This window comes from Streptomyces sp. MNU89, from assembly GCF_020982505.1.
Taxonomy (GTDB): Bacteria; Actinomycetota; Actinomycetes; order Streptomycetales; family Streptomycetaceae; genus Streptomyces; species Streptomyces xinghaiensis.
Genome location: NZ_JAJKLL010000001.1, coordinates 3,203,457 through 3,229,146, shown reverse-complemented (window position 1 = coordinate 3,229,146; position 25,690 = coordinate 3,203,457). Strand labels below are relative to the sequence as shown.

Sequence of the window (25,690 nt, the reverse complement as noted above, 5' to 3'; positions counted from 1 at the left end):
GTCGCCGGTGGAGGGGGCCCGTTGGATCCTGATGTCCGGTGGCCGCCCGGGCCGCCGCGCCGCCCGGGTGCCGCCCGCCGGACCCGCAGGAGCCGCGACGGGTGGCGGACCGTCCCGTCAGAGCCGCTCGGGGGTGCGGATGCCCAGCAGCGCCATGCCCTGCCGCAGGGTGCGGGCGGTGAGGTCGCAGAAGAAGAGGCGGTTCTCCACCAGCTCCGGGGAGTTGTCCTTCTTCAGCACCGGGCACTGGTCGTAGAACGTGGTGAACGCGGAGGCCAGCTGGTAGAGGTAGGCGGCCAGCTTGTGCGGTTCGTACGTCTCGGCGACCGCCGCCAGCGTCTCGGCGAACTCGTCCAGATGGAGCCCCAGCGCCCGCTCCGCCGGGGACAGCGGCAGCTCGGGGCGGGCCTTCGGGACGGCCGTGCCGGCCTTGCGGAGGATGGACTGGATGCGGGCGTAGGCGTACTGCAGGTAGACGCTGGTGTCGCCGTTCAGGGACACCATCCGGTCCAGGTCGAAGATGTAGTCGCGGGTGAGCGAGGTGGAGAGGTCCGCGTACTTCACCGCGCCGATGCCGACCTGCGCGGCGCGTTCGGAGATCTCCTCCGCCGTCAGGTCCGGGGCCTTCTCGGCGACGACCACCGCGGCCCGGTCCACCGCCTCGTCGAGCAGGTCGACCAGCCGTACGGTCTCGCCCTCACGGGTCTTGAACGGCTTGCCGTCCTTGCCGAGGACCGTGCCGAACGGGAGCTGCCGCGCGGCCCCCTCCGGCAGCCAGCCGGCGCGGCGGGCGGTCTCGAACACCATTTTGAAGTGAAGGGCCTGCCGGGCGTCCACGACGTACAGCAGGGTGTCGGCCTTGAGGCTGCCGACGCGGTCGCGGATGGCGGCGAGGTCGGTGGCCGCGTAGCCGAAGCCGCCGTTGGACTTCTGGACGATCAGCGGCACCGGCTTGCCGTCGGGACCCTTCACGTCGTCGAAGAAGACGCACAGCGCGCCCTCGGAGCGGACGGCGACCCCGGAGGACTCCAGCTCCCGGCAGACCGCGTGCAGATCGTCGTTGTAGGCGCTTTCGCCGACGACGTCCTCGTCGCGGATCTCCACGTCGAGCTTGGTGTAGACGCCGCGGAAGTAGATCTTCGACTCGTCGACGATCTTGTGCCAGAGGGCCAGGGTCTCCTCGTCCCCCGCCTGGAGGTCCACCACCCGGCGGCGGGCCCGGTCCTTGAACTCCTCGTCGGAGTCGAACAGCGCGCGGGACGCCTTGTAGAGCCGGTTGAGGCGGGACATCGCGGCCTCGCCCTCGGCGGTCGCGTCCGCGGCGTCGGAGGCGTGGTCCAGCTCGTGCGGGTGCTCGATCAGGTACTGGATGAGCATGCCGAACTGGGTGCCCCAGTCGCCGATGTGGTGCCGGCGGACCACCGTCTCGCCCCGGTGCTCCAGGATCTGCACGATGGCGTCACCGATCACCGTGGAGCGGAGGTGGCCGACGTGCATCTCCTTGGCCACGTTGGGCTGGGAGTAGTCGATGACCGTGGTGCCGGGGCGCTCCGCGTACGGCACGCCCAGCCGGTCGTCCGCCGCGCGCAGGGCCAGCGTGGAGGTGATGGCCGAGTCGGCGACGGTGATGTTGAGGAAGCCGGGGCCGGAGACCTCGATCGCCCGGACGACCGGGTCCGGGTCGGCGTCGTCCGCGGTGGGGATGCGGTCCACGACCTGCCCCGCCAGCTCCCGTGGGTTGCCGCCCAGCTTCTTGGCCAGCGCCAGCATGCCGTTGGCCTGGAAATCCGCCCGGTCGCTCCGTCGCAGCAGCGGATCGGCGGCGCCGGCCTCCGGCAGGGCGGCGGCGAGGGCCTCGGCGAGACGCTGGTGGACGGTTGCGGAAAGGGAAGGGACCGGGGCCATGAGGAGCTAGCGCCTTCTTTCGCGGTGGGGTGCGGGGCCGTGGCGGCCGCTCGGCGGACTGCGCAGCCCGGTGCCGCTCCGGCGCTGCCGGGCCGCGGTGCCGGGCGGACCGGCGGCGTTCGCCGCCAGTATCCCACGGCGCTCCCGTGGCACCCGGGGCATTAACGGGTCTGGGAGAATGGCGGCGTCGGGCTCACCGCCGGACTCACCGCCGGGCGCACCGCCGGGCTTCCGAGCGCAGGAAAGCGAAGAAAGAAGAGGACGTGCCGATCGTGGCTCAGAGCACTGAGACCGACTGGGTCTCCCGTTTCGCGGACGAGGTCATCGCCGAGGCGGAGCGCCGTGCCCCCGGCAAACCGATCGTCTGCGCCTCGGGGCTGAGCCCGTCCGGCCCGATCCACCTCGGCAATCTCCGCGAGGTGATGACCCCGCACCTCGTCGCGGACGAGATCAAGCGGCGCGGACACGACTGCGTCCACATCCTCTCCTGGGACGACTACGACCGCTTCCGCAAGGTGCCGGCCGGTATCGACCCGTCCTGGTCGGAGCACATCGGCAAGCCGCTGACCAGCGTGCCCGCGCCGCCCGGCAGCGAGTACGCCAACTGGGCCGAGCACTTCAAGGCGCCGATGGTGGCGGCGCTGGAGCAGCTCGGCATCGAGGTGCACCCGATCAGCCAGACGCTGCAGTACACCTCCGGCGCGTACCGCGACCAGATCCTCTTCGCCATGCGCGAGCGGGCGCGGATCGACGCCGTCCTGGACCGCTACCGCACCAAGGAGAAGAGCGGGGCCGGGAAGCCGGGGGCGCAGAAGGCGGGAGCGGGCGGGCAGCAGAAGGGCAAGAAGCTCGACGAGGCCGAGGCCGCCGCGGCGGAGGCCGCCGCCGAGGGCTCGGGCGCGGCGGCCGAGGACGACGGCTCGGGCGCCGGTGCGGGCTACTTCCCGTACAAGCCGTACTGCTCGGTCTGCGGGACGGACTTCACGACCGTCACCGGGTACGACGACGAGACCACCGAGCTGACGTACGTCTGCCGGTGCGGGCACTCCGAGACGGTGCTGCTCTCCGAGCACAACCGCGGCAAGCTGGTGTGGAAGGTCGACTGGCCGATGCGCTGGGCCTACGAGGGCGTGGTGTTCGAGCCGTCCGGGGTGGACCACTCCTCGCCCGGCTCGTCGTACGTCGTCGGCGGGCAGCTGGTGAAGGAGATCTTCGGCGGCGAGCAGCCGATCGGGCCGATGTACGCCTTCGTCGGCATCAGCGGCATGGCCAAGATGTCGAGTTCGAAGGGCGGTGTGCCGACGCCCGAGGACGCCCTGCAGATCATGGAGGCGCCGCTGCTGCGCTGGCTGTACGCGCGGCGGAAGCCGAACCAGTCCTTCAAGATCGCGTTCGACCAGGAGATCCAGCGGCTCTACGACGAGTGGGACGCCCTGGAGCGGAGGATCGCCGACGGCTCGGCGCAGCCCGCGGACGCCGCCGCGTACCGCCGTGCCACGCGCACGGCCGTCGGCGAACTCCCGCGGACGCCGCGCCCGTTGCCGTACCGGACGCTCGCCTCGGTGGTGGACGTCACCACGGGGCACGGCGAGCAGACCCTGCGCATCCTGCGCGACCTCGACCCGGAGAACCCGATCAACTCCCTGGACGAGGCCCGGCCCCGGCTGGACCGCGCCGAGAACTGGATCCGGACGCAGGTGCCGGCCGAGCAGCGCACCCGGGTCCGGGAGGAGCCGGACACCGAGCTGCTGGCCTCGCTCGGGGAGACGGAGCGGGAGTCGCTGCGGCTGCTCCTGGACGGACTGGACGAGCACTGGTCGCTCGACGGGCTGACGGCCCTGGTCTACGGGGTGCCGAAGCTGCAGGCGGGCCTCCCGGCGGACGCGAAGCCGACGCCGGAGCTGAAGGCGGCGCAGCGGTCGTTCTTCGCCCTGCTGTACAAGCTGCTGGTCGGCCGGGACACGGGGCCGCGGCTGCCGACGCTGCTGCTGGCGGTCGGCGCGGACCGGGTGCGGAAGCTGCTGGCGGCCGGGGTGTAGGGCGCTGTGGGGTGACGCGCGGCGGCGCGGTGGTGCGGCTCGGGCCGTGGCACCGCGCCGCCGGCGTACCGGGCGGTCGGGGCCGTACCGGGCGCGGGTGAGCCGCGGGGCGGGCCGGCGGAGCGGGCCGGCGCGGGCCCGTCAGGCGATGTGCTCGGTGTCCATCTCGGCCGTGTAGCGGTGGCGGAACTCGCGGAGGTAGCCGCGGAGCGAGCTCTCGCTGAGCGGGCCGCCGGTGCGGCCGCGGATGCCGTAGAGGTCCATGAGGTAGAGGCCGAACTGGCGGGCGTTGGGAAAGTCGCCGCGCTCGGCGACGTACCGGCGGAACGCGCCGAAGTACGCCTCCTCGCGGGACATGTCGTCGGGCAGGCCCGGGGCGGCGGCGGTCTCCTCCTCCGCGGCGGGGCCCGGCTCGGCCGGGAAGGGGCCGCTCTGCGCCGGGACGTACGGCTGGGGGCTGCCCAGGGGCGCTCGCGGCCCAGGGCGACCGGCACGGTCACCCGGGGAGACCGGCTCGGCCGGGGAGAGGGTTCGCGGGCGGGGCCGGGGGCGGCGGGGTACTCGGAGGCTCCGTCGTGGTGCGGGGCTCCGTCGTGGTGCGGGGATCCGTCGTACCGGGGGGTTCCGGTGTACTCGGGGCCGGCGGCGGTGTGGTCCGCGGCGCCGTATCCGGCGGTCGGTGCGGACTCCCCGGCGGTGGTGTGCTCCGCCGGGCGTTCGTGGCCGGGCGCCCGCCCGGCCTCGGCCCCGGAGTGGTGTTCCCCGGCGGTGAGTTCGGGGCGGCGCGGGGAGGGGCGCACGGCGGCCGGTGCGGCCGGGTCGATGCCGGCGGCCGCGAGCCCGTCGGGCGCGGTCTCGGCGAGCGGGACGCCGTAGCGGGCCAGCCGGAGCGGCATCATCGACTCGACGGGTGCCTTGCGGCGCCAGGCGCGGCCGTAGCGGGCGCGGAGGCGGGCCTGGTAGACGAGGCGGTCCTGTTCGAGGCGGATGACCTCGTCGTAGGAGCGCAGTTCCCACAGCTTCATCCGGCGCCAGAGCCGGAAGGTGGAGGGGAAGGCCAGCAGCCAGCGGGAGAGGCGTACGCCCTCCATGTGCTTGTCGGCGGTGATGTCGGCGATCCGGCCGATGGCGTGCCGGGCGGCCTCGACGGAGACGACGAAGAGGATGGGGATGACGGCGTGCATGCCGACGCCCAGCGGGTCGGGCCAGGCCGCGGCGCCGTTGAAGGCGATGGTGGCGGCGGTGAGCAGCCAGGCGGTCTGGCGCAGCAGCGGGAACGGGATGCGGATCCAGGTCAGCAGCAGGTCCAGGGCGAGCAGGACGACGATCCCCGCGTCGATCCCGATGGGGAAGACGACGGAGAAGGCGCCGAACCCTTTCTGCTCGGCGAGGTCGCGGACCGCCGCGTACGAACCGGCGAAGCCGATCGCCGCGATCAGCACGGCACCGGCGACCACCACCCCGATCAAAATGCGGTGTGTGCGTGTCAGCTGCATGGCGGCCACCCGCGCTCCCCTTCCGGTGTCGACAACTGGCGGGCACAGCCTGGCACATGTGTGCGAGTGCGAGGAGCCCGGACCTGTCGCGGGCCCGGGCTCCCGGGCGGTATCCCCGGTTACGCGCGGTATCTCATGGGCGGTTCGGGCGGAAGCCCGTCCGGATCCCGGTCCGGGGGCGGCGGCCGTCGCTCACTTGTTGGCGCCGGCGACGGCCTTGACGGCCTCCTTGGCGGCCTTCTCGGCGTCCTTGAGCAGCTCGTCGGCGCTCGGGGGCTTGGCGTCCTCGTAGCCGGCGCCGTTGTAGTTCAGGGTGATGACGACGTTCTCGGTGCGGGTCACGACGGTCTGGTTCTTGAAGCCGTCGCCGTCCTTGGTGATGTCGTAGCGCACCGTGGCCGCCTCGTCGCCGATGCCGGACGGTGTCGCGTTCTTCACGTCCTTGCCGCCCTTGACGGACTTGGCCTCGCCGACCTGCTTGGTGAAGTACTCCTGGGCGCGCGACTCCGCGCTGCCGAGCGTCGCGTCGGAGTCGAAGCGCTGCAGGGAGATGTCCAGCCAGCGGTACTGGAAACCGTCGAGGCCGTACCAGGAGCAGGTGCTGCGCGCGTTGACGTCGCTCGACTTGCCGGCCGTGCCGGTCTCGCTGTCGGCCTTGGGGACGAGGTCCTCGATGGTGTCCTTGCCGACGGCCTTGCACGCCTTGGGCAGTTCGGCGTATTTCGCGGGGGCCGTGGTGGGCGAGGCGCTCGCCTCCGCCGATGACGCGGACGGCTTGGTCTCCGCCTCGTCACCGGAGTCCGAGGAGCAGCCGGCGACGAACATCATGGGTATGACGGCTGCGGCGGCGAGAAGTCGCGTGGCTGATCGGTGCATGGTTCCTTCGCTCATCTGTCATCCAGGGGCGGTGGTACCACCCGTACGCCGCACCACCGTAAGGGAGGACGGCGGGACGGGCGGCGGTCATGCGTCGAAGGTGTCCGACAGCTCACGGGCCAGGCGCTGCGCCCTGGCCTGGAGCTCCCTGCTGCCCGGGATGTCCGAACGGCGCGTCGACCACTGGTCATACGTGATGGTCACCAGGACGTTCGAGGCCCGGAAGACGATCGTGATGTCGCGGTGGGCGCCGGAATCGGCGGTGCCGAGATGGTCGTCGATGTAAGCGACATCACCCAGCCCGTCGAGGGCCCGGGGGCGGTGGAGGGTCGGCGGAGGGAGGACGCGGGGATTCCTCGCTTTCCTCCTCCTTCTCCCCTTTTTCGCCGTTCTCCCCGGATGTGCCGTTGCCTCCGGTGTCCGTGCCGCCTTCCCCGCCCTTGTCCCCGCTGCCCTGCTCGCCGTCCCCGGCGTTCTCGCCCTCTCCGCTGTCCGCCGCGCCCGTGGTCTCGACCGGGTCGGCGTTCCCGGCCTGGGACTCGGAAGCGGCGGCGGACGGCTTGCCGTCCTCCGGCTTCTCGTCGACGGGGGCGGGGATGCCGGCCTCGGCGGCCTTCTTGTCGTACAGCTGCTGCGCGCGGTCGTCGTCGCTGAGGGCCGGGTCGTAGGAGACGACCCGCTCGAAGTCGATGACCAGGTTGCGGGTGCCGTCGGAGAGCCCGGTGGCCCAGCGGCAGCCGGTGCGGCGGTCGGTGTCGTAGGTGAGCGCCGGCTGGCCGTCGTACGCCTTCTCGCGCGTCGTGCCCTCCAGCTTGTCGAGGCCGGGGAGGAGGACGCGCAGGGTGCCGCGCTCGACGGCGCCGCAGGCCTCGGGGAGGGTGCGGTACTTGCCGGCCCCGGCGGAGGAGGCGGCGGAGGGGTCGCCCTGCTCGGAACCGTCCCCGCCGTCGTCACCGGAGGAACCGGTGCACCCCGTCAGCCCGACGAGCAGCGCGGCTGCCACGGCGCTCGTTCCGTACGCCCATCGCTGCACGGTGCCCGGCTCCCTTCGGAAAAGCTGTTGCCGCCGGTCGGCGGCCGATGGAGACAATGTGTACCGCACGCGCCGCCGCCTCCGCCGGGCCGATGCCGGTTATCCGGGGGGATGGAGGGTTTTGTACCGTGCGCTTTCGACCAGCGGGAGACATCAGTCCCGGTCACGGGGGGACCCCGGCCGGCGGGGGAATCGAGGACGTCGTGGGATACACCGAGCTGCCCGGTGCGCGGGTGCCGATCCGGATGTGGGCCGACCCGGCCACCGTCGAGGACGGCGCGATGCGCCAGCTGGAGAACGTCGCCACGCTGCCCTGGATCAAGGGCCTGGCCGTCATGCCCGATGTGCACTACGGCAAGGGCGCGACGGTCGGTTCGGTGATCGCGATGCGGGGCGCCGTCTGCCCGGCCGCGGTCGGGGTGGACATCGGCTGCGGGATGTCGGCGGTGAAGACCTCGCTGACCGCCAACGACCTGCCCGGTGACCTCTCCCGGCTCCGGTCGAGGATCGAGCAGGCGATACCGGTGGGGCGCGGGATGCACGACGAGCCCGTCGACCCGGGGCGGCTGCACGGCTTCCCGACGGCGGGCTGGGAGGACTTCTGGTCCCGGTTCGGCGGGGTGGCCGAGGCGGTCAGGTTCCGCCGGGAGCGGGCCGCGAAGCAGATGGGTTCGCTCGGTTCGGGCAACCACTTCATCGAGTTCTGCCTGGACGAGTCCGGCACGGTCTGGCTGATGCTGCACTCCGGCTCCCGCAACATCGGCAAGGAGCTGGCCGAGCACCACATCGGTATCGCGCAGCGACTGCCGCACAACCAGGGCCTCGTGGACCGGGACCTCGCCGTGTTCGTCGCGGACACCCCGCAGATGGCGGCCTACCGGAACGACCTGTTCTGGGCGCAGGAGTACGCCAAGCACAACCGCGCGATCATGATGGGCATCTTCCAGGACGTGGTCCGCAAGGAGTTCAAGAAGGCCCGGCCCGTCTTCGAACCGGTCATCTCCTGCCACCACAACTATGTGGCCGAGGAGCGGTACGACGGCATGGACCTGCTGGTCACCCGGAAGGGGGCGATCCGCGCGGGCGGCGGGGACTACGGCATCATCCCGGGCTCCATGGGCACCGGCTCGTACATCGTGCGCGGGCTCGGCAACGAGGCGTCCTTCAACTCCGCCTCCCACGGCGCGGGCCGGCGGATGAGCCGCAACGCGGCCAAGCGGCGGTACACGGCCCGGGACCTGGAGGAGCAGACCCGGGGCGTGGAGTGCCGCAAGGACTCCGGGGTCGTGGACGAGATCCCGGCCGCGTACAAGCCGATCGAGCAGGTCATCGACCAGCAGCGCGATCTGGTCGAGGTCGTGGCCAAGCTCAAGCAGGTCATCTGCGTGAAGGGCTGAGGGCGCCGCCCGGGCCCATGGATTCGGGCCCGGGCGGCTGCCGGGCTCACCTCTCGCGGTGGACCTTGGTGTTGGACGCCTGTGCGCGCGGGCGGACGACGAGCAGGTCGATGTTGACGTGCGGGGGGCGGGTGACCGCCCACGCCACGGTGTCCGCCACGTCCTCGGCGGTGAGCGGCTCCGCCACGCCCGCGTAGACAGCCGCCGCCCGCTCCTCGTCACCGCGGAAGCGGGTCATCGCGAACTCGTCGGTGCGCACCATGCCGGGGGCCACCTCGATGACCCGGACCGGTTCGCCGCACAGCTCCAGCCGGAGGGTCTCGGCGAGGGCGTGGGCGCCGTGCTTGGCGGCCACATAGCCGCCGCCGCCCTCGTAGGTGCCGTGTCCGGCGGTGGAGGTGAGCACGACGACCGTGCCGTCGCCGGAGGCGGTCAGGGCCGGCAGCAGGGCCTGGGTGACGTGCAGGACGCCGAGGACGTTCACCTCGTACATCGCCCGCCAGTCGGCGGGGTCGCCGGTGGCCACCGGGTCGAGGCCCAGTGCGCCGCCGGCGTTGTTGACCAGTACGTCGCAGCGGTCGAGGGAGGCGGCGAAGGCGTCGACGGCCGCGCGGTCCGTGACGTCGAGCGGGTGGGCGGCGGCCTCCAGCCCGGCCGCCGTCAACTCGGCCGCCAGCGCCTCGATGCGGTCCGCGCGGCGCGCGGTGAGCAGTACCCGGTATCCGGCTTCGGCCAGTCTGCGGGCGGTCGCCGCGCCGATTCCGCTGCTGGCGCCGGTGACGACTGCGGTACGCGTGCTCATGGTGCCTCCGTTGCGAGCCTGGCTTGGCTGTGATCGTCCGCACGAAGGATATGCCGCTGCTGATCGGATCAGAGGAAGGTCTGATCGGGGGACGAGATGCATATTCCATGACAGACCGTCAGGCGGGCGGGGAAAGGTGCGGTCGTCCGGCATCACCGGACGGATCGGATCCCGACATCGAGGAGCACCTTTCATGCCCGTAACGGACCCTGCCCTCCGCCGTTCGCGCACGGTCGCCCAGCGGCTGGGCGCCGCGGTCACCGGTCTGGTCGCCGCCGCCGCTCTGGTCGCCGGAGTCCCGGCGACGGCCTCGGCCCACGACCAGCACCGCGGTCACGGTCACCACGCCGGTCACGGCCACGGCCACCACTCCGGCCACGGCCACGGCCGCTGCCACAAGCACCACGGCCACCACGGCAAGCACGGCAAGCAGAACAAGCACGGCCGGCACGGCCACGCGCACCCGGTGGAGATCCGCGAGGCGATCACGATCGCCGAGGGCGCCGTGCCCGGGAAGGTCACCGCGGCCGAGGTGGAGGAGGAGAGGCTCCACCCGAAGGACAAGAAGAAGCGGAAGGTCTGGGAGGTGGAGGTCAAGCGCGGCAAGATCACGTACGACGTGCTGATCGACCCGAGGACCGGCTGCATCCTGAAGGTCGAGAAGGACGACTGAGACACCGGAGAGACACCCGGGGACACACCCGGGGGACGGCCCGGTTACGAGGCCGGAGCACGACGGCCGGGACCGGAGCCGCACACAGCGCCTCCGGCCCCGGCCCCCCGCTCCCGGCGCCCTTCACCGCCGTCCGGCGCCGGCGGGCCGTGTGGCAGGGTTCTTGACGCGCGGCCCCGCTGACGCGACCGCGCCGTCCGTTCCGCCACGTCGGCCCAGTGAGGCCGGAAAAAAGGGGGTCACCGTGCCGGCACCACGCATGAGCACGACACCACTGCCCGGCATTGGTGTCCAATACGACCTGACCACGCGCGAACAGCGCCATCTGTCCGTGGTCGCCCACCGGGACGGCACCCGCACCTTCAACGCCTACCGGTCCGACGATCCCGACGCCTGCGCGCTGTCGCTGCGCCTCACCGGCTCCGAAGCGGCCCTCCTGGCGGACACCATGGCCCCGCAGGACCACAGCCCGAGCCTGCTCTACACCACGGACCTCGGCCTGGTCGCGGAACGCATCCCGCTGAGCGGGTCCTCGCACTGGAACGGACGCGTCCTGGGCGACACCTGCCTCCGCACGGAGACGGGTGTCTCCGTCGTCGCCGTGCTGCGCCGCTCCGAGGCGATCCCCTCGCCGACCCCCGACTTCCGCCTGGCCGGGGGTGACACGCTCATCGTCATCGGGACCCGCGAGGGCGTGGACGCCGCCGCCGCGATCCTCGAACGGGAATGAGCGCATGCACGGAGCCATATTCCTGATCGAACTCGGCGGCCTCATCCTCGCGCTGGGCCTGCTGGGACGCTTCGCCGGCCGCTACGGCTTCTCGCCGATCCCGCTCTACCTCCTCGCCGGTCTGGCCTTCGGCCACGGCGGGCTGCTGCCGCTGGGCGCGAGCGAGGAGTTCGTCGCCCAGGCCTCGGAGATCGGCGTCGTCCTGCTGCTGCTGATGCTCGGCCTGGAGTACACCGCCGCGGATCTGGTGGGCAACCTCCGCAAGCAGTACCCGGCCGGGATCGTCGACTTCGTCCTCAACGCGCTGCCGGGCGCCGCCGCGGCGCTGCTGCTGGGCTGGAGCCCGGTCGCCGCCGTGGTGCTGGCGGGCGTCACCTGGATCTCCTCCTCGGGGGTCATCGCCAAGGTCCTCGGCGACCTCGGCCGGGTCGGCAACCGGGAGACACCGGTCATCCTCAGTGTCCTCGTCTTCGAGGACCTGGCGATGGCGGTCTACCTGCCGCTGCTCACGGCGCTGCTCTCCGGGCTGAGCATCGCGGCCGGCAGTGTGACCCTCGGTGTCGCGCTGGCTGTCGCGGGCTTCGTCCTGTTCGCCGCGGTCCGCTACGGCCGGGTGATCTCGCGCTTCGTCTCCAGCGACGACCCGGAGAAGCTGCTGCTGGTCGTGCTGGGGCTGACGCTGCTGGTCGCGGGCGTCGCCCAGCAGTTGCAGGTCTCGGCGGCGGTCGGCGCGTTCCTGGTCGGCATCGCGCTCTCCGGCGAGGTGGCGGAGGGGGCGCACGCGGTACTGGTCCCGCTCCGTGACCTCTTCGCGGCGGTCTTCTTCGTCTTCTTCGGGCTGAACACCAATCCGGAGAGCATCCCGCCGGTGATCGTCCCGGCGCTGATCCTGGCGGTCCTCACCGCCATCACCAAGATCGCGACGGGCTACTGGGCGGCGAAGCGGGCGAGGATCGGCGAGAAGGGCCGCTGGCGGGCCGGTGGCGCGCTGGTGGCCCGCGGCGAGTTCTCCATCGTCATCGCGGGGCTCGCGATCAGCTCCGGAGTCGAACCGCGGCTCGGCGCCCTGGCGACGGCGTACGTGCTGCTGCTCGTCATCATCGGCCCGCTGACCGCCCGTTACACCGAGCCGGTCGCCCTGCGGCTGTTCGGCGGCCGGAAGCCCCCGGCCGCGCCCGCGGAGGGCGGTGCCGGTACGGACGCGTCGGCCGCGGCGGGCAGCAAACCCTGACGCGGGGCGGCGGGCACCCGGACACGGCCGGCCGTCAGCTGCCGGGGCCGGGCGGGGACGGTGGTCCGGCCCAGCGGTGGAGGGCCGTGCGGAGGCCGGACGGGGACGGGGCGTCCGAGGCCCAGGCCACGTAGCCGTCGGGGCGGACGAGCAGGGTGGTACGCCGGTCACCCGCCCAGTGCACGGGCCGGACCCGGCTCCCGTATCCGGCCGGCGCCTCCCTCGGCCCGGCCTGCCCGGGTCCGTCCGCCGGAGCCACGAGGACGAACCGGCCCCCGCGCAGGGCCTCGTGGAGCCGGGCGGGGGCGTCGGTGCCCGCGGCGGCCCCGGGCGGAGCCGCGAGCCGGAGGTCCGGGGCGCGCCGCCCCGTCAGGACGTGCGCTCCGCGTCCGGCGCGGTAGGCGACGCCGATGCCGGTGACGTTGCCGAGCGCGCGCCGGCCCACGGGGCGGATCCGGCCGACGGCCAGCGCGGCCAGCCGGCGCGCGCCGAGCCCGGCCGGGCCCGAGGCCATCGCCAGGCGCAGGATCGCGCCGCTGCTGCGCAGCACCATGCGGCCGACCGGGTGCCGTTCGTCGTGGTAGGTGTCCAGCAGGCTGTCGGGTGCTCCGTCGCGGAGGACGGCGGTGAGCTTCCAGCCGAGGTTGGCCGCGTCCTGCAGGCCGGTGTTCATGCCCTGTCCGCCGGCGGGGGAGTGCACATGGGCGGCGTCGCCCGCGAGCAGCACCCGCCCGGTGCGGTAGGCGGGGACCTGACGCTCCTCGCTGTGGAACCGGGACAGCCAGCGCGGGTCCCGCATCCCGAAGTCGTCGCCGAGCGCGCGGCGCACGGTGTCCCGCACCTCCGCCAGGTCCACCGGCGCGTGGTCGGGCACCTGGCGGTGCCGGTTCCAGCCGCCCACGCGGTACCAGCCGTCGCCGAACGGGATGACGAGCGCGAAGTTCTCGCCGTCGCCCCGGAGCGCGAGCAGCTCCGGCGGCTCCCGGTCCAGCCGCACATCGGCGAGGACCAGCGAGCGGATCACGGAGCCGCCGGGGAAGGGCAGGCCCAGGGCGCGGCGGACGGTGCTGTGGTGGCCGTCGGTGCCGGCGAGGTATGCGGCGCGGTGGGTGGCCGTGCCGTGCTCCTCGGCGGCGGTCACCTCCACTCCGCCGGGGTCCTGGCGCAGGCCGGTGACCTCGGAGCCGTACCGGAAGCGGACCCCGCGCTCCGCGGCGCGCCGCTCCAGCAGCCGTTCGACCTCGTACTGCGGCGTGACCAGGAGGAACGGGAAGCGGCTGGGGAGCCGGCCGAGGTCGAGGGAGAGGGTGCCGAAGAGCTCGACGCGCTCCAGGGGCGTGCCGCGCGCGACCAGGTCGTCGGCGAGGCCGCGGGCGTCGAGCTGTTCCAGGGTGCGGGCGTGCACGGCGAAGGCCCGGGTCAGCGAGGAGCGGCCCGGCGGGCGTTTCTCCAGGACGGTGACGGAGAGCCCGGCCGCGGCGAGGTCACCGGCCAGCAGCAGCCCGGTGGGGCCGGCGCCGACGACGAGGACGTCCGAGGTGGTGAGGGGGGTGCGCATATCCGCCTCCTGGGAACGGCGCGGTCATGCCCCCATGATCCGGGGGCCGCGCCCGCCGATGATGTCAACGCTTGTTGGCCAACACTTGTTGGCAAGCGTAGGTGTGCGGTTCGGCGCGGTCAACAGCGGTGGTCCGTACGAACGTTGGCGTGCCACCGCGGTGCGCGGCCGTCGGCCCACGGCTGTTGGCCCACAGGCGTGGGCCTAGGCTGACCGGTATGGATCCCGCACCCGCCCGCCGCTCCCAGGCCACCCGCGACGCGATCCTCGCCGCGGCCCGCGTGCGCTTCGCCGCGGACGGGTACGAACGCGCCACCATCCGCGCCATCGCCCGGGAAGCGGGGATCGACCCGTCGATGGTGATGCGCTACTACGGCAACAAGGAGGGCCTGTTCGCCGCGGCCTCCTCCGCCGTCGACCTCCGCCTCCCGGACCTCGGCGCCGTACCGCGCGAGGAGATCGGCACCGTCCTCGTCGCCCACTTCCTGGAGCGCTGGGAGGAGGACGAGGCGATGACGGCGACCCTGCGCGTCGGCGTCACCAACGCGGCGGGCGCCGAGCGGACCCGCGCGATCTTCCGGGAGCAGCTCGGCCCGGTCGTCGCCGCCGTCTGCCCCGACCCCGGCCAGGCCGCGGTCCGCGCGGGACTCACGGCCTCCCAGATGCTCGGCATGGCGCTGACCCGCTATGTGCTGCGGCTGCCGCCGGTGGCGGAGATGCCCCGCGAGGAGGTCGTGGCCTGGCTCGCGCCGACGGTGCAGCGCTATCTGACGGCGGCGGCGCCGTGACGGCCGCGACCGGGGCGGCCGTGACCGGGGTGCCGCTGACCGGGCGGTGCGCCTGTCCGGCCGCCGGACGGCAGCGGTGGGCACGGACACCTGCTGCCCGCGGGACTGCGGCTCAGGGCCAAACGAGGCAGTACGGCTGGTGGCCCGCGTGGTGGAGGCGTTCGGAGAAGTCCTGCCACTCGTGGAGCAGCTGGTAGACGGTGAAGGCGTCGCGCGGGCCGCCGCGGTCGGGGACGGTGGACCAGATGAAGGCCGCCGCGCCCACCGCCTCCTCGCCGACCCCGCGCAGCGGGTCGACGGCCGTCACCGGCAGTTTGACCACGGCGTAGTCGGGGTGGAGGACGACCAGTTCCAGCGGCGGGACCTTGTGCAGCGGTACGCCCTCGATGCCGGTGAGGACCATCGCGGCCATCGTCTCCGGCTTGATCTTGGTGAACATGCCGCCCATGCCGAGCTCGTCGCCGCCGAGTTCCTCCGGACGCATGGAGACCGGGACGCGGGCGGCGGTCGCTCCGTCGGGCGCCCCGAAGTACTTGTAGGTCACCCCCACGCGGCCACTCCTGCTCCCCCTCGGTGCCTCGGGATCACGCTCGCCCCGGTGCCGGCCCCTCCCCCGGCGGGCCGCACGGGAGGCGCGGGCGCGCTCGGGGTCCAGGTCGTCGGTCCCCTCGCCCAGTCCGCCACCGCGATGCATAGTCTCCACCCGATAAGTCGCGGCACAGGCCGCGCAACCCGATCATCGTCTCAGAGACATCCCCAGCGACCGGCGGCCGAAACGCCCGGCCGCACACGATCCTGCGGGGCTCTGAGACCATGGCTTGTGTGACTTACTCCTGCATGCCCCAGTCTCGCAGACGTACGGACGGCTGAAGGTCTCGTCTCAGTGTCGGAGGAAAGTCCCGCACCTTTGTCAGCCGGGCGCGGCCGCCGCCGTCCCTCACCTACGTACCCGCAGGTCAGGATCAAAGTGTCTTTTCCGTATGAAGCTCCCGTCTCGCAGGCGCTCTTCGACCGTGCGGCCGCCGTGACACCGGGTGGTGTGAATTCCCCGGTCCGCGCCTTCGGTGCCGTGGGCGGTACGCCCCGGTTCATGGTGTCCGGTACGGGTCCGTACCTCACCGACGCCGACGGCCGCGAGTACGTCGATCTGGTGTGCTCCTGGGGCCCGATGATCCTGGGCCACGCGCACCCCGGTGTTCAGGAGGCCGTACGGGCGGCGGTCGCGCGCGGTACGTCCTTCGGCACACCCGGTGCGGACGAGGTCGAGCTCGCCGAGGAGATCGTGGCCCGGGTGGCGCCCGTGGAGCAGGTGCGGCTGGTGTCCTCCGGGACCGAGGCGACGATGTCCGCGATCCGGCTGGCCCGCGGCTTCACCGGCCGCGCCAAGGTGGTCAAGTTCGCCGGCTGCTACCACGGCCACGTGGACGCGCTGCTGGCCTCGGCCGGCTCCGGGGTGGCGACCTTCGGGCTGCCGGACACCCCCGGGGTGACGGGCGCGCAGGCGGGCGACACGATCGTGCTGCCGTACAACGACCTGGACGCCGTGCGGGCCGCGTTCGCCGCCCACCCGGAGCAGATCGCCTGCGTGATCACCGAGGCGTCCCCGGGCAACATGGGCGTCGTCCCGCCGCGGCCCGGCTTCAACCAGGGCCTGGCCGACCTCTGCCGGGAGAACGGCGCGCTGTACGTCTCGGACGAGGTCATGACGGGCTTCCGGGTCTCGAAGGCCGGCTGGTACGGCCTCGACGGGGTGCGGCCGGACCTGATGACCTTCGGCAAGGTCATGGGCGGCGGCTTCCCGGCGGCGGCCTTCGGCGGCCGGGCCGACGTCATGGCGGCGCTCGCCCCGGCGGGTCCCGTCTACCAGGCGGGCACCCTCTCCGGTAACCCGGTCGCCACCGCCGCCGGCGTCGCGCAGCTGCGGCTGCTGGACGACGCCGCGTACGAGACGCTCGACGCGGTCTCCGCCGAGGTGCGGACGCTGGTGACGGAGGCGCTGGCCAAGGAGGGCGTCGCGCACCGGCTGCAGACCGCGGGCAGCATGTTCTCCGTCTTCTTCACCGACGAGGCCGTGACGGACTACGCGACGGCGAAGACCCAGGCCGTCCACCGGTTCACCGCCTTCTTCCACGCGATGCTCGCGCACGGGGTGTACCTCCCGCCGTCGGCCTTCGAGTCGTGGTTCGTCTCCACGGCGCACGACGGGGCCGCGGTGGAGCGCGTCGCGGCCGCGCTGCCGGCCGCGGCCCGCGCCGCCGCGGCGGCGGCCCCGGGGGCGGATGCGTGATGGCCGGTCCGGGCGGACGCGAACGGAACGGGAGAGCGGAAGGGGAGCGGAACGGGATGGCAGCCAGCAACGGCAGCACCGGTGGCGGCAGCACAGCCGGTGGCGGCAGTGGCTCGGGTGGCGGCAGTGGCTCCGGTGGCCCGGCCGGCGGCGACGAGATCACCGTCGTCCATCTGATGCGCCACGGCGAGGTGCACAATCCGGACGGCGTGCTCTACGGGCGCCGGGCCGGTTACCACCTCTCGGAACTCGGCCGGAAGATGGCCGAACGGGTGGCCGAACACCTCGCCGGCCGCGACCTCACCCATGTCGTCTCCTCCCCGCTGGAGCGGGCCCAGGAGACGGCCGGACCCGTCGCCAAGGCGCACGCGCTGACCGTCGCCACCGACGAACGGCTGATCGAGGCGGCCAACGTCTTCGAGGGCAAGACCTTCGGCGTCGGGGACGGCGCGCTGCGCCGGCCCGCCAACTGGCGGCACCTGACCAACCCGTTCCGGCCCTCCTGGGGCGAGCCGTACGTCGAGCAGGTCGTCCGGATGATGGCGGCGCTGCACGCCGCCCGCGACGCCGCGCGGGGGCACGAGGCGCTGGCCGTCAGCCACCAGCTGCCGATCTGGACGGTGCGCAGCTTCGTCGAGAAGCGGCGGCTCTGGCACGACCCGCGCAAGCGGCAGTGCACCCTGGCGAGCCTGACCACGTTCACCTTCCAGGGTGACCGGGTCGTCTCGGTCGGCTACACCGAGCCGGCCCGGGACCTCGTCCCGGCCCATCTGCTCGCGGGCGCCAAACCGGTCAAGGGCGCCAAGGGCTTCGGCGCCTGAGAGGGACTCCGGGGGGCCCCGGCCACAGGCGGTTTCCGGGCGGGCAGGGGGTGCGGAAGATCGGCCAATCGGTCATGCGAAACTTTTCACATGAGTGCCTGCCACACCCCCCGAGGCCGCACGCCCCGCCGCCGCACCGCCGCCCTCGCAGCCGCCGCCGCGGCGGGAATGCTGCTGCTGACGGCCTGCGGGGGCGGAGAGACGTCCGGGGGCTCGGGCAACACGGGCTTCGTCGCGGGCGACGGCGGCGTCGACCGCGCGGCGAAGGGCGACCGGCAGAAGGCGCCCGACCTGTCCGGTGAGACGGTGGACGGCGGGCGGGCCGCGCTCGCCGACTACAGGGGCGAGGTCGTGGTCGTCAACGTCTGGGGCTCCTGGTGCGCCCCCTGCCGGGCCGAGATGCCGCACCTGGTGAAGGTCGCGAACGACACGAAGGACGAGGGCGTCCGCTTCCTCGGCATCAACACCCGCGACCCCAACATCACTCCGGCGAGAAAGTTCGAGGAGGAGTTCGAGGTGCCGTATCCGAGTCTCTACGACCCGGTCGGCAAGCTCATGCTCCGCTTCCCCAAGGGCAGTCTCAACCCCAAGGCCATCCCGTCCACGCTGGTCATCGACCGGGAGGGCAAGATCGCCGCCCGTGCGCTCAAGCCGCTGGGCGAGGACGAGCTGCGCGAGATGATCGAACCGCTGATCGCGGAGAAGTGATTCCGTGACGACGCTTCTCGCCGCGGAGACGTTCAACCAGACCGTGCTCAGCGGGGCCCTGCTGCTCGCCCTGCCGATCGCCGTGCTCGCCGGACTGGTCTCCTTCTTCTCCCCCTGCGTGCTGCCCCTGGTGCCGGGCTATCTCAGCTACGTCACCGGCGTCAGCGGCAGCGATCTCGCCGAGGCCCGCAAGGGGCGGATGGCGGCCGGCGCCTCGCTGTTCATCCTCGGCTTCACCGCCGTCTTCGTCTCCTACGGCGCCCTCTTCGGGAACTTCGGCTTCACGCTGGAGGAGTACCGGGAGACGATCACCAAGGCCCTCGGCGCCCTCACCATCGTGATGGGCCTCGCCTTCATGGGCGTGCTCGGCGGCTTCACCCAGCGCGAGTTCCGCTTCCACCGCAGACCCGCGATGGGCCTGGCCGGGGCGCCCCTGCTGGGGGTGCTCTTCGGCATCGGCTGGACGCCGTGCATCGGCCCGACCCTCGCCGCCGTCAACACCCTCGCCTTCAACGAGGCCAGCGCCGCCCGCGGCGCGCTGCTCACCGTCGCGTACTGCCTGGGGCTGGGGGTGCCGTTCCTGCTGGCCGCGGTCGCGTTCCGGCGGGCGCTCGGCGCCTTCTCCTGGGTCAAGCTGCACTATGTGTGGGTGATGCGGGCGGGCGGCCTGATGATGATCGCCGTCGGCCTGCTGCTCGTCACGGGCGTCTGGGACCGTCTGATCGGCGGCCTCCAGGTCTGGTCCTCCACCTTCACCCCGGGAATCTGATCCATGGCCGAGACGACGAAGAACGCCGAAGCCGGCACCAGGGCCGGGAACGGCCCCGACCCGGCGGCCGGGCCGGACGGTCCCCCGTCCTCCGGGCTCGGCGCGGCGGGCTCCCAGCTGTCCACCGCCCCCGACGAGAGCGCCCCGCTGCCCGGCCTGGGCGTCATCGGCTGGGCCCGCTGGTTCTGGCGGCAGCTCACCTCGATGCGGGTGGCGCTGCTGCTGCTCTTCCTGCTGTCGCTGGGCGCGATCCCCGGCTCGCTGATCCCGCAGACCGGCGTCGACCCGATGGCGGTCGAGGAGTTCCGGGCCGAGAACGAGACGCTGGCGCCGCTCTACGACAAGCTCGGCCTGTTCCACGTCTACAGCTCGGTGTGGTTCTCGGCGATCTACATCCTGCTGTTCATCTCCCTCATCGGCTGCATCGTGCCGCGCACCTGGCAGTTCACCGGCCAGCTCCGCGGCCGCCCGCCGGCCGGCCCGAGCCGCCTCACCCGGCTCCCCGCGTACACGACCTGGCGGACCGCCGCCGCGCCGGAGGAGGTGCTGGACGCCGCCCACCGGACGCTGCGCCGGCGGCGCTTCCGCGCGTGGCGCGGCGGGGACACCGCCGCCGCCGAGAAGGGCTATCTGCGGGAGGCGGGGAACCTCGTCTTCCACATCGCGCTCATCGTGATGCTCATCGCCTTCGCGGCGGGCAGCCTGTGGAAGGCCGAGGGCGGCAAGCTGATCGTCAAGGGCGACGGCTTCACCAACACCCTTCCCCAGTACGACGACTTCCGCGCCGCGAGCCTCTACGACACCGACGAGCTCACCCCGTTCGGTTTCCGGCTGGACGACTTCGAGGCCACCTTCGAGCGCGGCGGCCCGCAGAAGGGCACCCCGCGCACCTTCCGCGCCGACGTCACCCACTGGGAGGGCGCGGACGGCGCGGAGAAGAAGGGGAGCATCGAGGTCAACCATCCGCTGGAGGTCGACGGCACCAAGGTCTATCTGATCGGCTACGGCTACGCGCCCGTCGTCACCGTCAAGGACGGCCAGGGCGACATCGCCTACCGGGGGCCGGTGCCGTTCCTGCCGCAGGACACCAACAACACCTCCGTCGGCGTCATCAAGGTGCCCGACGCCCGCGACAAGGACGGCGAGAAAACCCAGCTCGGCTTCCAGGGCCGCTTCCTGCCGACCTTCGCCCTGGACGAGGTGCGGGGCCCGCACTCCACCTTCCCGGCGCTGGACTACCCGGTGCTGTCGATCAACGCCTTCATGGGCAGCCTCGGCGTCGACGCGGGCATCCCGCAGAACGTCTACCAGCTCGACACCCGGAAGATGAAGCAGTTCAAGGAGAACGGCGACCTCTACCGGAAGTTCCTGCGGCCCGGCGAGACCGCGCAACTGCCCGACGGCCAGGGCTCGCTGACCTTCGACCGCGTCGAGGAGTGGGCCAGCTTCCAGATCTCCAGCCAGCCCGGCAAGGGCTGGGCCCTGGGCGGCGCCGTCGCGGCGCTGCTGGGACTCGCGGGCTCCCTCTTCATCCAGCGGCGCCGGGTGTGGGTCCGGGCGCGGCCGGCCGCGGACGGCTCCGGCACCGTCGTGGAGATGGCCGCGCTGGGCCGCAGCGAGTCCGCCCGGCTGCCGGAGGAACTGGCCGATCTGGCCGTGGCCCTCCGGGAGACGGCCCCGCCGGTACCCGAGCCGGACGCAGAAACCGCCGCCGGGAAGCCGGCCGAAGAGACAGCCGCCGGAGAACCTGCCGGCGACGACCGTGAGAACCCCGATCCCGCTGGTCCCGCCGAAGGAGCGCGCGCGTGAACCTGGCAGCCGCAGCCAATGAGAACCTGGCCACCATCAGCAATGTGCTGATCTACTCCGCGATGGCCGTCTACGTCCTGGCCTTCGGCGCCCACATGGCGGAGTGGGTGCTGGGCGGCCGAAGCAAGGTCGGCCGCACGGCCGCCGCGCTGACCGAGAGGCCCGCCGGGCAGGCCGGGGCCGCGTCCGCGCCCGCCGTCCGGGTCACCGGCCGGGGCGGCACCACCGTGCTGGAGCGCCCCCGGGTCGTGACCCGGGGTGCGGCCGGCAGCCGGGACGTGCCCGACGGGCCGGGCGCTGCGGGAGGTGACGAGGGCGGCGACCTCTACGGCCGGATCGCCGTGTCGCTCACCACCCTCGCGTTCCTGCTGCACGCCGGCGGGGTGCTGACCCGCGCCCTGTCCGTGGAGCGCGCCCCCTGGGGCAACATGTACGAGTTCTCCACGGCCTTCTCGATGGTCGTGGTCGGCTCCTACCTCGCTCTGCTCCTCGCGAAGAAGCCGGTGCGCTGGCTCGGCCTGCCGCTGGTCACGACCGTGCTGCTCGACCTCGGCCTCGCCGTCTCCGTGCTCTACACGGAGAGCGACCAGCTCGTCCCGGCCCTGGACTCGTACTGGCTGTGGATCCACGTCTCCTGCGCGATCATCTCCGGCGGGGTGTTCTACCTCGGTGCCGTCGCCACGGTGCTCTTCCTCTTCCGCGACCGCTACGAGGCCAAGCTGGCGGCCCCGGAGGGCAAGCAGCCCGGCGCCTTCGCCGACTCGGTGCTGAGCCGGCTCCCCGCGGCCGCCACGCTCGACAAGTTCGCGTACCGCGTCAACGCGCTGGTCTTCCCGCTCTGGACCTTCACGATCATCGCGGGCGCCATCTGGGCCGAGGCCGCCTGGGGCCGCTACTGGGGCTGGGACCCCAAGGAGGTCTGGTCCTTCATCACCTGGGTCGCCTACGCCGGCTATCTGCACGCCCGCGCCACGGCCGGCTGGAAAGGCCGGAAGGCCGCGTACATCGCGCTGGCCGCCTTCGCCTGCTTCCTCTTCAACTACTACGGCGTCAACATCTTCGTCACCGGCAAGCACTCCTACGCCGGGGTGTGAGCGGGCGGCCCTCCGCTCGACAGCGCAACGGGAGGGCGCCCTCCGGTCACCGGGGGGCGCCCTCCCGTTGCGCTGTACGGGTCCCGGGTCCGGGCCCGCGGGTGTTCCCGGGCGGTCAGGCCGCCGGGCCGTCGTCCGGGCCGTTCCCGTCCTTCTTGCGGTCCTTGTGCTCGTCGTCGAGCGAGCGGAGGAAGTCCGGGTTGTCGTCGGGCGCGATCCACTGGCCGCCGCCGCGCACTCCGCGCCCGCCCCAGCCGCCGCCCGCCCCCGCGGTGCGCCGCGGCCGGCCGGCCAGCAGCCACGCGAGCGAGCCGAACAGCACATAGCCGAAGAGCACCACGATCAGCACCCACACCGGCTTCGGCAGCTTGCGGACCTGGTCCTCAGGCGTGTTGAGGCAGTCGATGAACGCGTAGATCCACAACGCCAGGACCAGGAGAAACGGCAGATACCTCAACATGTCGGAGCAGGCCCCCTGAAGTACGGTGGCGGATCCGGGACAGCCCCGGTGACAACTCCAGCGTACGGGGTGACGGATACTGGTCCGCATGGCTTACGACGATCTGCGCTCGCTGCTGCGGGCGCTGGAGCGCGACGGTGACCTCAAGCGCGTCAAGGCCGAGGTCGATCCCTACCTGGAAGTGGGGGAGATCACCGACCGGGTCAACAAGGCCGGCGGTCCCGCACTGCTCTTCGAGAACGTCAAGGGCTCCTCGATGCCGCTGGCGATGAACGTCTTCGGCACCGACCGCCGGCTGCTCAAGGCCCTCGGCCTGGCCTCCTACGCCGACATCAGCGACAAGATCGGCGGGCTGCTCAGGCCCGAGCTGCCGCAGGGCTTCACCGGGATGCGCGAGGCGTTCGGGAAGCTCGCCGGCATGACGCACGTACCGCCGAAGAAGGTCAAGGACGCCCCGGTCCAGGAGACCGTCCTCACCGGCGACGACGTCGATCTCGACCGGCTGCCCGCGCTGTTCACCTGGCCGGAGGACGGCGGCTCCTTCTTCAACCTCGGCCTCACCCACACCAAGGACCCGGAGACCGGGATCCGCAACCTCGGCCTCTACCGGCTCCAGCGGCACGACCGGCGCACCATCGGCATGCACTGGCAGATCCACAAGGACAGCCGCAACCACTACCAGACGGCCGCCCGGCGCGGTGAGCGGCTGCCGGTCGCCATCGCCTTCGGCTGCCCGCCGGCGGTGACGTACGCCTCCACGGCGCCGCTCCCCGGCGACATCGACGAGTACCTCTTCGCCGGTTTCGTGCAGGGCAAGCGGATCGAGATGGCCGACTGCAAGACGGTGCCGCTGCAGGTGCCGGCGCGGGCCGAGGTGGTACTGGAGGGCTGGCTGGAGCCGGGACGGATGCTGCCGGAGGGGCCGTTCGGCGACCACACCGGCTTCTACACCCCGCAGGAACCGTTCCCCGCACTGACCATCGACTGCGTGACGATGCGGAAGCGGCCGCTGCTGCAGTCGATCGTGGTGGGCCGGCCGCCGACGGAGGACGGTCCGCTGGGCCGGGCCACCGAGCGGTTCTTCCTGCCGCTGCTCAAGATCATCGTTCCGGACATCGTGGACTACCACCTCCCCGAGGCGGGCGGCTTCCACAACTGCGCGATCGTCTCGATCGACAAGAAGTACCCGAAGCACGCGCAGAAGGTGATGCACGCCATCTGGGGCGCCCACATGATGTCGCTGACCAAGCTGATCGTCGTGGTCGACTCCGACTGCGACGTGCACGATCTGCACGAGGTGGCCTGGCGGGCGCTGGGCAACACCGACTACGCCCGCGACCTCACGGTGGCCGAGGGCCCCGTGGACCATCTCGACCACGCCTCCTACCAGCAGTTCTGGGGCGGCAAGGCCGGTATCGACGCCACCGCGAAGCTGCCCGAGGAGGGCTACACGCGTGACGGCGGCTGGCCGCGGATGGTGCTGCCGGACCCGGAGACCGCCGAGCTGGTGAGCCGGCGCTGGGCGGAGTACGGGCTGTGAGCGCGGAATCCGCGGCCTCCGGGCGCCCCCTGCCGGAGCGGGAGCCCGTCCCGGCGCGGCCCGCCGCTAAGGGCGGTGTCCGGGCGTTCCTGCGGCTGGTGATGATCGAGCACTCGGTCTTCGCGCTGCCCTTCGCCTACATCGCCTCGCTCACCGCGATGTTCCTGGACGACGGGACCGTCCACTGGTGGGAGCTGTTCCTCGTCACCGTGGCGATGGTCGGACTGCGGACCTTCGCCATGGCCGCCAACCGGATCATCGACCGCGAGGTGGACGCCCGCAATCCGCGCACCGCGGGGCGGGAACTGGTGACGGGCGCGGTGTCGGTGCGCTCCGCCTGGACCGGCGCGCTGATCGCCCTCGCCGTCTTCCTGGGCGCGGCGGCCCTGCTCAACCCGCTCTGCCTGGCGCTGGCGCCGATCGCCGTCGTCCCGATGGTGGTCTATCCGTACGGCAAGCGGTTCACGGACTTCCCGCACGCCATCCTGGGGCTGGCCCAGGCGATCGGCCCGGTCGGGGCGTGGATCGCGGTGACCGGGGCCTGGTCCTGGGACGCGGTGGTCCTCGGGCTCGCCGTCGGCGTCTGGATCGGCGGCTTCGACCTGATCTTCGGCAGCCAGGACGTGGCGGCGGACCGCGCCGAGGGCGTGCGCTCCGTCCCCGCCCGCTTCGGCGTCCCGGCCGCGCTGCACGGGGCGCGCGGCGCGCACGTCGTCACCACGGGGTTGCTGGCCTGGTACGGGGCGCTGACCGGCGCGGGCGCGTTCTTCTGGGCGGGCCTGGCGATCGTGGCGGTGGCGTTCGTCTACGAGCACTCGATCGTGCGGCCGCACGACCTCTCCCGGCTGAACCGGGCGTTCTTCACGGTCAACGGCGTGATCGGTGTGGTGCTGTTCCTGTTCACCCTGCTCGACCTGGTGGTGCGCGGACTGACCGTGTGAGGCGGGCGGGGCATGTGAGGCGGCTCGGCTTGCGCGGCGGCCGGGCGGGTGAGCGGCGCCCGCACGGGGAGGGGGCGCCGCCCGTGCCGATCCTGCCGGGGACGTCAGCCGACGATGGTCTCCCGCCGCCCGCCCGCACCGGCCCGGCGGCGGAACACCACCGCCGCGATCACTCCGCCGATCAGCCCGAAGAGGTGGCCCTGCCAGCTCACGGAGCCCGCGGTGGGCAGCACGCCCCAGATGATCGAGCCGTACAGCACGGCGATCACCAGGCCGACGATGACGTCCGTCACCACCCGGTCGATGAAGCCCCGCACCACCAGATAGCCGAAGAGGCCGAAGACGACGATCGAGGCGCCGGCGGTGACCGACCCGGCGGGGGCCGTCAGCCAGACCCCGAGCCCGCCCGTCACCACGATCACCGCGACGACGGCCAGGAAGCGGCCGATGCCGCGCAGTGCGGCGAGGAAGCCGAAGAGGGCCAGCGGAACGGTGTTCGCCGCGACGTGGTCGAAGCCGAAGTGGAGGAACGACGCCGGCACCACGTCGCGCAGCTCGCCCGTGTCGCGCGGGGAGACGCCGTAGGTGTCGAGGGAGTTGCCGGTGGCCACGTCGATGAACTCCAGCAGCCACAGCAGCGCCACCCAGACGGCCATCAGACCGGCCGCGGCCTTCGCCTTCTGGCCGCCGCTCGGCTCGGGCCGCCGGGCGGGCCGCCCCGGTGGCGGCCAGC

Annotated in this window: 22 protein-coding genes and 1 pseudogene; 14 read left to right on the top strand and 9 right to left on the bottom strand. The window is 72.6% G+C overall.

What is annotated here, in order from left to right; translation table 11 throughout:
* Positions 1-117: 117 nt before the first annotated feature.
* Positions 118-1,905, bottom strand: coding sequence for an arginine--tRNA ligase (argS, locus tag E4N63_RS13835; protein ID WP_230240807.1), 1,788 nt, complete (start codon positions 1,903-1,905; stop codon positions 118-120).
* A gap of 263 nt (positions 1,906-2,168) precedes the next feature.
* On the opposite strand from argS, the gene lysS reads away from it, so the two are divergent.
* Positions 2,169-3,944, top strand: a complete 1,776-nt coding sequence (lysS, locus tag E4N63_RS13830; RefSeq protein ID WP_228429344.1) for a lysine--tRNA ligase — start codon at positions 2,169-2,171, stop codon at positions 3,942-3,944.
* Between the two features lie 805 nt (positions 3,945-4,749).
* On the opposite strand, the pseudogene E4N63_RS31490 reads toward lysS, so the two are convergent.
* The 3 genes and pseudogenes from E4N63_RS31490 to E4N63_RS13815 all read right to left on the bottom strand — a co-directional run.
* A pseudogene (locus E4N63_RS31490) lies at positions 4,750-5,449 on the bottom strand (DUF2637 domain-containing protein); the annotation flags it as partial.
* Between the two features lie 183 nt (positions 5,450-5,632).
* Positions 5,633-6,316: a DUF3558 domain-containing protein gene (locus tag E4N63_RS13820; RefSeq protein WP_185831211.1), complete on the bottom strand. Its 684-nt coding sequence runs from the start codon at positions 6,314-6,316 to the stop codon at positions 5,633-5,635.
* Positions 6,317-6,608: 292 nt separating this feature from the next.
* A complete protein-coding gene (locus E4N63_RS13815; protein ID WP_230240806.1) occupies positions 6,609-7,349 on the bottom strand; it encodes a hypothetical protein in 741 nt (246 codons plus the stop codon).
* A 203-nt stretch (positions 7,350-7,552) separates the two neighbouring features.
* Between E4N63_RS13815 and E4N63_RS13810 the strand changes: the two genes are divergently transcribed.
* On the top strand, positions 7,553-8,746 hold the full coding sequence (locus E4N63_RS13810) for an RtcB family protein (protein WP_125624078.1): 1,194 nt from the start codon (positions 7,553-7,555) through the stop codon (positions 8,744-8,746).
* Between the two features lie 46 nt (positions 8,747-8,792).
* On the opposite strand, the gene E4N63_RS13805 is transcribed toward E4N63_RS13810, so the two are convergent.
* Positions 8,793-9,548, bottom strand: coding sequence for an SDR family NAD(P)-dependent oxidoreductase (locus E4N63_RS13805; protein WP_125624079.1), 756 nt, complete (start codon positions 9,546-9,548; stop codon positions 8,793-8,795).
* 193 nt (positions 9,549-9,741) lie between these two features.
* Between E4N63_RS13805 and E4N63_RS13800 the strand changes: the two genes are divergently transcribed.
* The 3 genes from E4N63_RS13800 to E4N63_RS13790 all read left to right on the top strand — a co-directional run bounded on the left by E4N63_RS13800 (position 9,742) and on the right by E4N63_RS13790 (position 12,182).
* Positions 9,742-10,221, top strand: coding sequence for a PepSY domain-containing protein (locus E4N63_RS13800; protein WP_185831212.1), 480 nt, complete (start codon positions 9,742-9,744; stop codon positions 10,219-10,221).
* Between the two features lie 244 nt (positions 10,222-10,465).
* Entirely contained in the window at positions 10,466-10,951 is a 486-nt protein-coding gene (locus tag E4N63_RS13795) for a TrkA C-terminal domain-containing protein (protein WP_125624081.1), read from the top strand.
* A gap of 4 nt (positions 10,952-10,955) precedes the next feature.
* Entirely contained in the window at positions 10,956-12,182 is a 1,227-nt protein-coding gene (locus E4N63_RS13790) for a cation:proton antiporter (protein WP_125624082.1), read from the top strand.
* Positions 12,183-12,216: 34 nt separating this feature from the next.
* On the opposite strand, the gene E4N63_RS13785 is transcribed toward E4N63_RS13790, so the two are convergent.
* Complete coding sequence (locus tag E4N63_RS13785; RefSeq protein WP_230240805.1) at positions 12,217-13,740, bottom strand: FAD-dependent oxidoreductase; 1,524 nt, start codon at positions 13,738-13,740, stop codon at positions 12,217-12,219.
* Between the two features lie 218 nt (positions 13,741-13,958).
* Here E4N63_RS13785 and E4N63_RS13780 point away from each other — a divergent pair, with 218 nt between their 5' ends.
* Entirely contained in the window at positions 13,959-14,528 is a 570-nt protein-coding gene (locus tag E4N63_RS13780; RefSeq protein WP_230240804.1) for a TetR family transcriptional regulator, read from the top strand.
* Between the two features lie 112 nt (positions 14,529-14,640).
* Here the strand turns inward: E4N63_RS13780 and E4N63_RS13775 are convergent, their stop codons facing one another.
* Positions 14,641-15,222 (bottom strand): hypothetical protein, encoded by a 582-nt coding sequence (locus tag E4N63_RS13775; RefSeq protein ID WP_185831215.1) that lies wholly within the window; start codon positions 15,220-15,222, stop codon positions 14,641-14,643.
* Positions 15,223-15,495: 273 nt separating this feature from the next.
* On the opposite strand from E4N63_RS13775, the gene hemL reads away from it, so the two are divergent.
* The 6 genes from hemL (at position 15,496) to ccsB (ending at position 22,016) form a co-directional block, all read left to right on the top strand.
* Positions 15,496-16,815, top strand: coding sequence for a glutamate-1-semialdehyde 2,1-aminomutase (gene hemL / locus E4N63_RS13770; protein ID WP_185831213.1), 1,320 nt, complete (start codon positions 15,496-15,498; stop codon positions 16,813-16,815).
* Positions 16,816-16,991: 176 nt separating this feature from the next.
* Positions 16,992-17,636: a histidine phosphatase family protein gene (locus E4N63_RS13765; RefSeq protein ID WP_228429574.1), complete on the top strand. Its 645-nt coding sequence runs from the start codon at positions 16,992-16,994 to the stop codon at positions 17,634-17,636.
* A gap of 90 nt (positions 17,637-17,726) precedes the next feature.
* Positions 17,727-18,344, top strand: a complete 618-nt coding sequence (locus tag E4N63_RS13760; RefSeq protein WP_125624087.1) for a TlpA disulfide reductase family protein — start codon at positions 17,727-17,729, stop codon at positions 18,342-18,344.
* Positions 18,345-18,348: 4 nt separating this feature from the next.
* Positions 18,349-19,113, top strand: a complete 765-nt coding sequence (locus E4N63_RS13755; RefSeq protein ID WP_230240803.1) for a cytochrome c biogenesis CcdA family protein — start codon at positions 18,349-18,351, stop codon at positions 19,111-19,113.
* A 3-nt stretch (positions 19,114-19,116) separates the two neighbouring features.
* Positions 19,117-20,922, top strand: coding sequence for a cytochrome c biogenesis protein ResB (locus E4N63_RS13750; RefSeq protein WP_230240802.1), 1,806 nt, complete (start codon positions 19,117-19,119; stop codon positions 20,920-20,922).
* Positions 20,919-22,016, top strand: coding sequence for a c-type cytochrome biogenesis protein CcsB (ccsB, locus tag E4N63_RS13745; RefSeq protein ID WP_125624090.1), 1,098 nt, complete (start codon positions 20,919-20,921; stop codon positions 22,014-22,016). The genes E4N63_RS13750 and ccsB overlap by 4 nt, the downstream gene beginning before the upstream one ends.
* A 115-nt stretch (positions 22,017-22,131) precedes the next feature.
* Here ccsB and E4N63_RS13740 read toward each other — a convergent pair whose 3' ends face one another.
* Positions 22,132-22,476, bottom strand: coding sequence for a PLDc N-terminal domain-containing protein (locus E4N63_RS13740; RefSeq protein ID WP_125624091.1), 345 nt, complete (start codon positions 22,474-22,476; stop codon positions 22,132-22,134).
* An 88-nt stretch (positions 22,477-22,564) separates the two neighbouring features.
* Here E4N63_RS13740 and E4N63_RS13735 point away from each other — a divergent pair, with 88 nt between their 5' ends.
* The gene (locus E4N63_RS13735) at positions 22,565-24,016 is read left to right on the top strand and encodes a menaquinone biosynthesis decarboxylase (RefSeq protein WP_230240801.1); all 1,452 of its coding nucleotides are present in this window, start codon (positions 22,565-22,567) and stop codon (positions 24,014-24,016) included.
* The gene (gene mqnP, locus E4N63_RS13730) at positions 24,013-24,957 is read left to right on the top strand and encodes a menaquinone biosynthesis prenyltransferase MqnP (RefSeq protein WP_374112761.1); all 945 of its coding nucleotides are present in this window, start codon (positions 24,013-24,015) and stop codon (positions 24,955-24,957) included. Before E4N63_RS13735 ends, mqnP begins: the two co-directional genes overlap by 4 nt.
* Before the next feature lie 104 nt (positions 24,958-25,061).
* Here the strand turns inward: mqnP and E4N63_RS13725 are convergent, their stop codons facing one another.
* Complete coding sequence (locus E4N63_RS13725) at positions 25,062-25,613, bottom strand: rhomboid family intramembrane serine protease (RefSeq protein WP_228429572.1); 552 nt, start codon at positions 25,611-25,613, stop codon at positions 25,062-25,064.
* Positions 25,614-25,690: the final 77 nt, after the last annotated feature.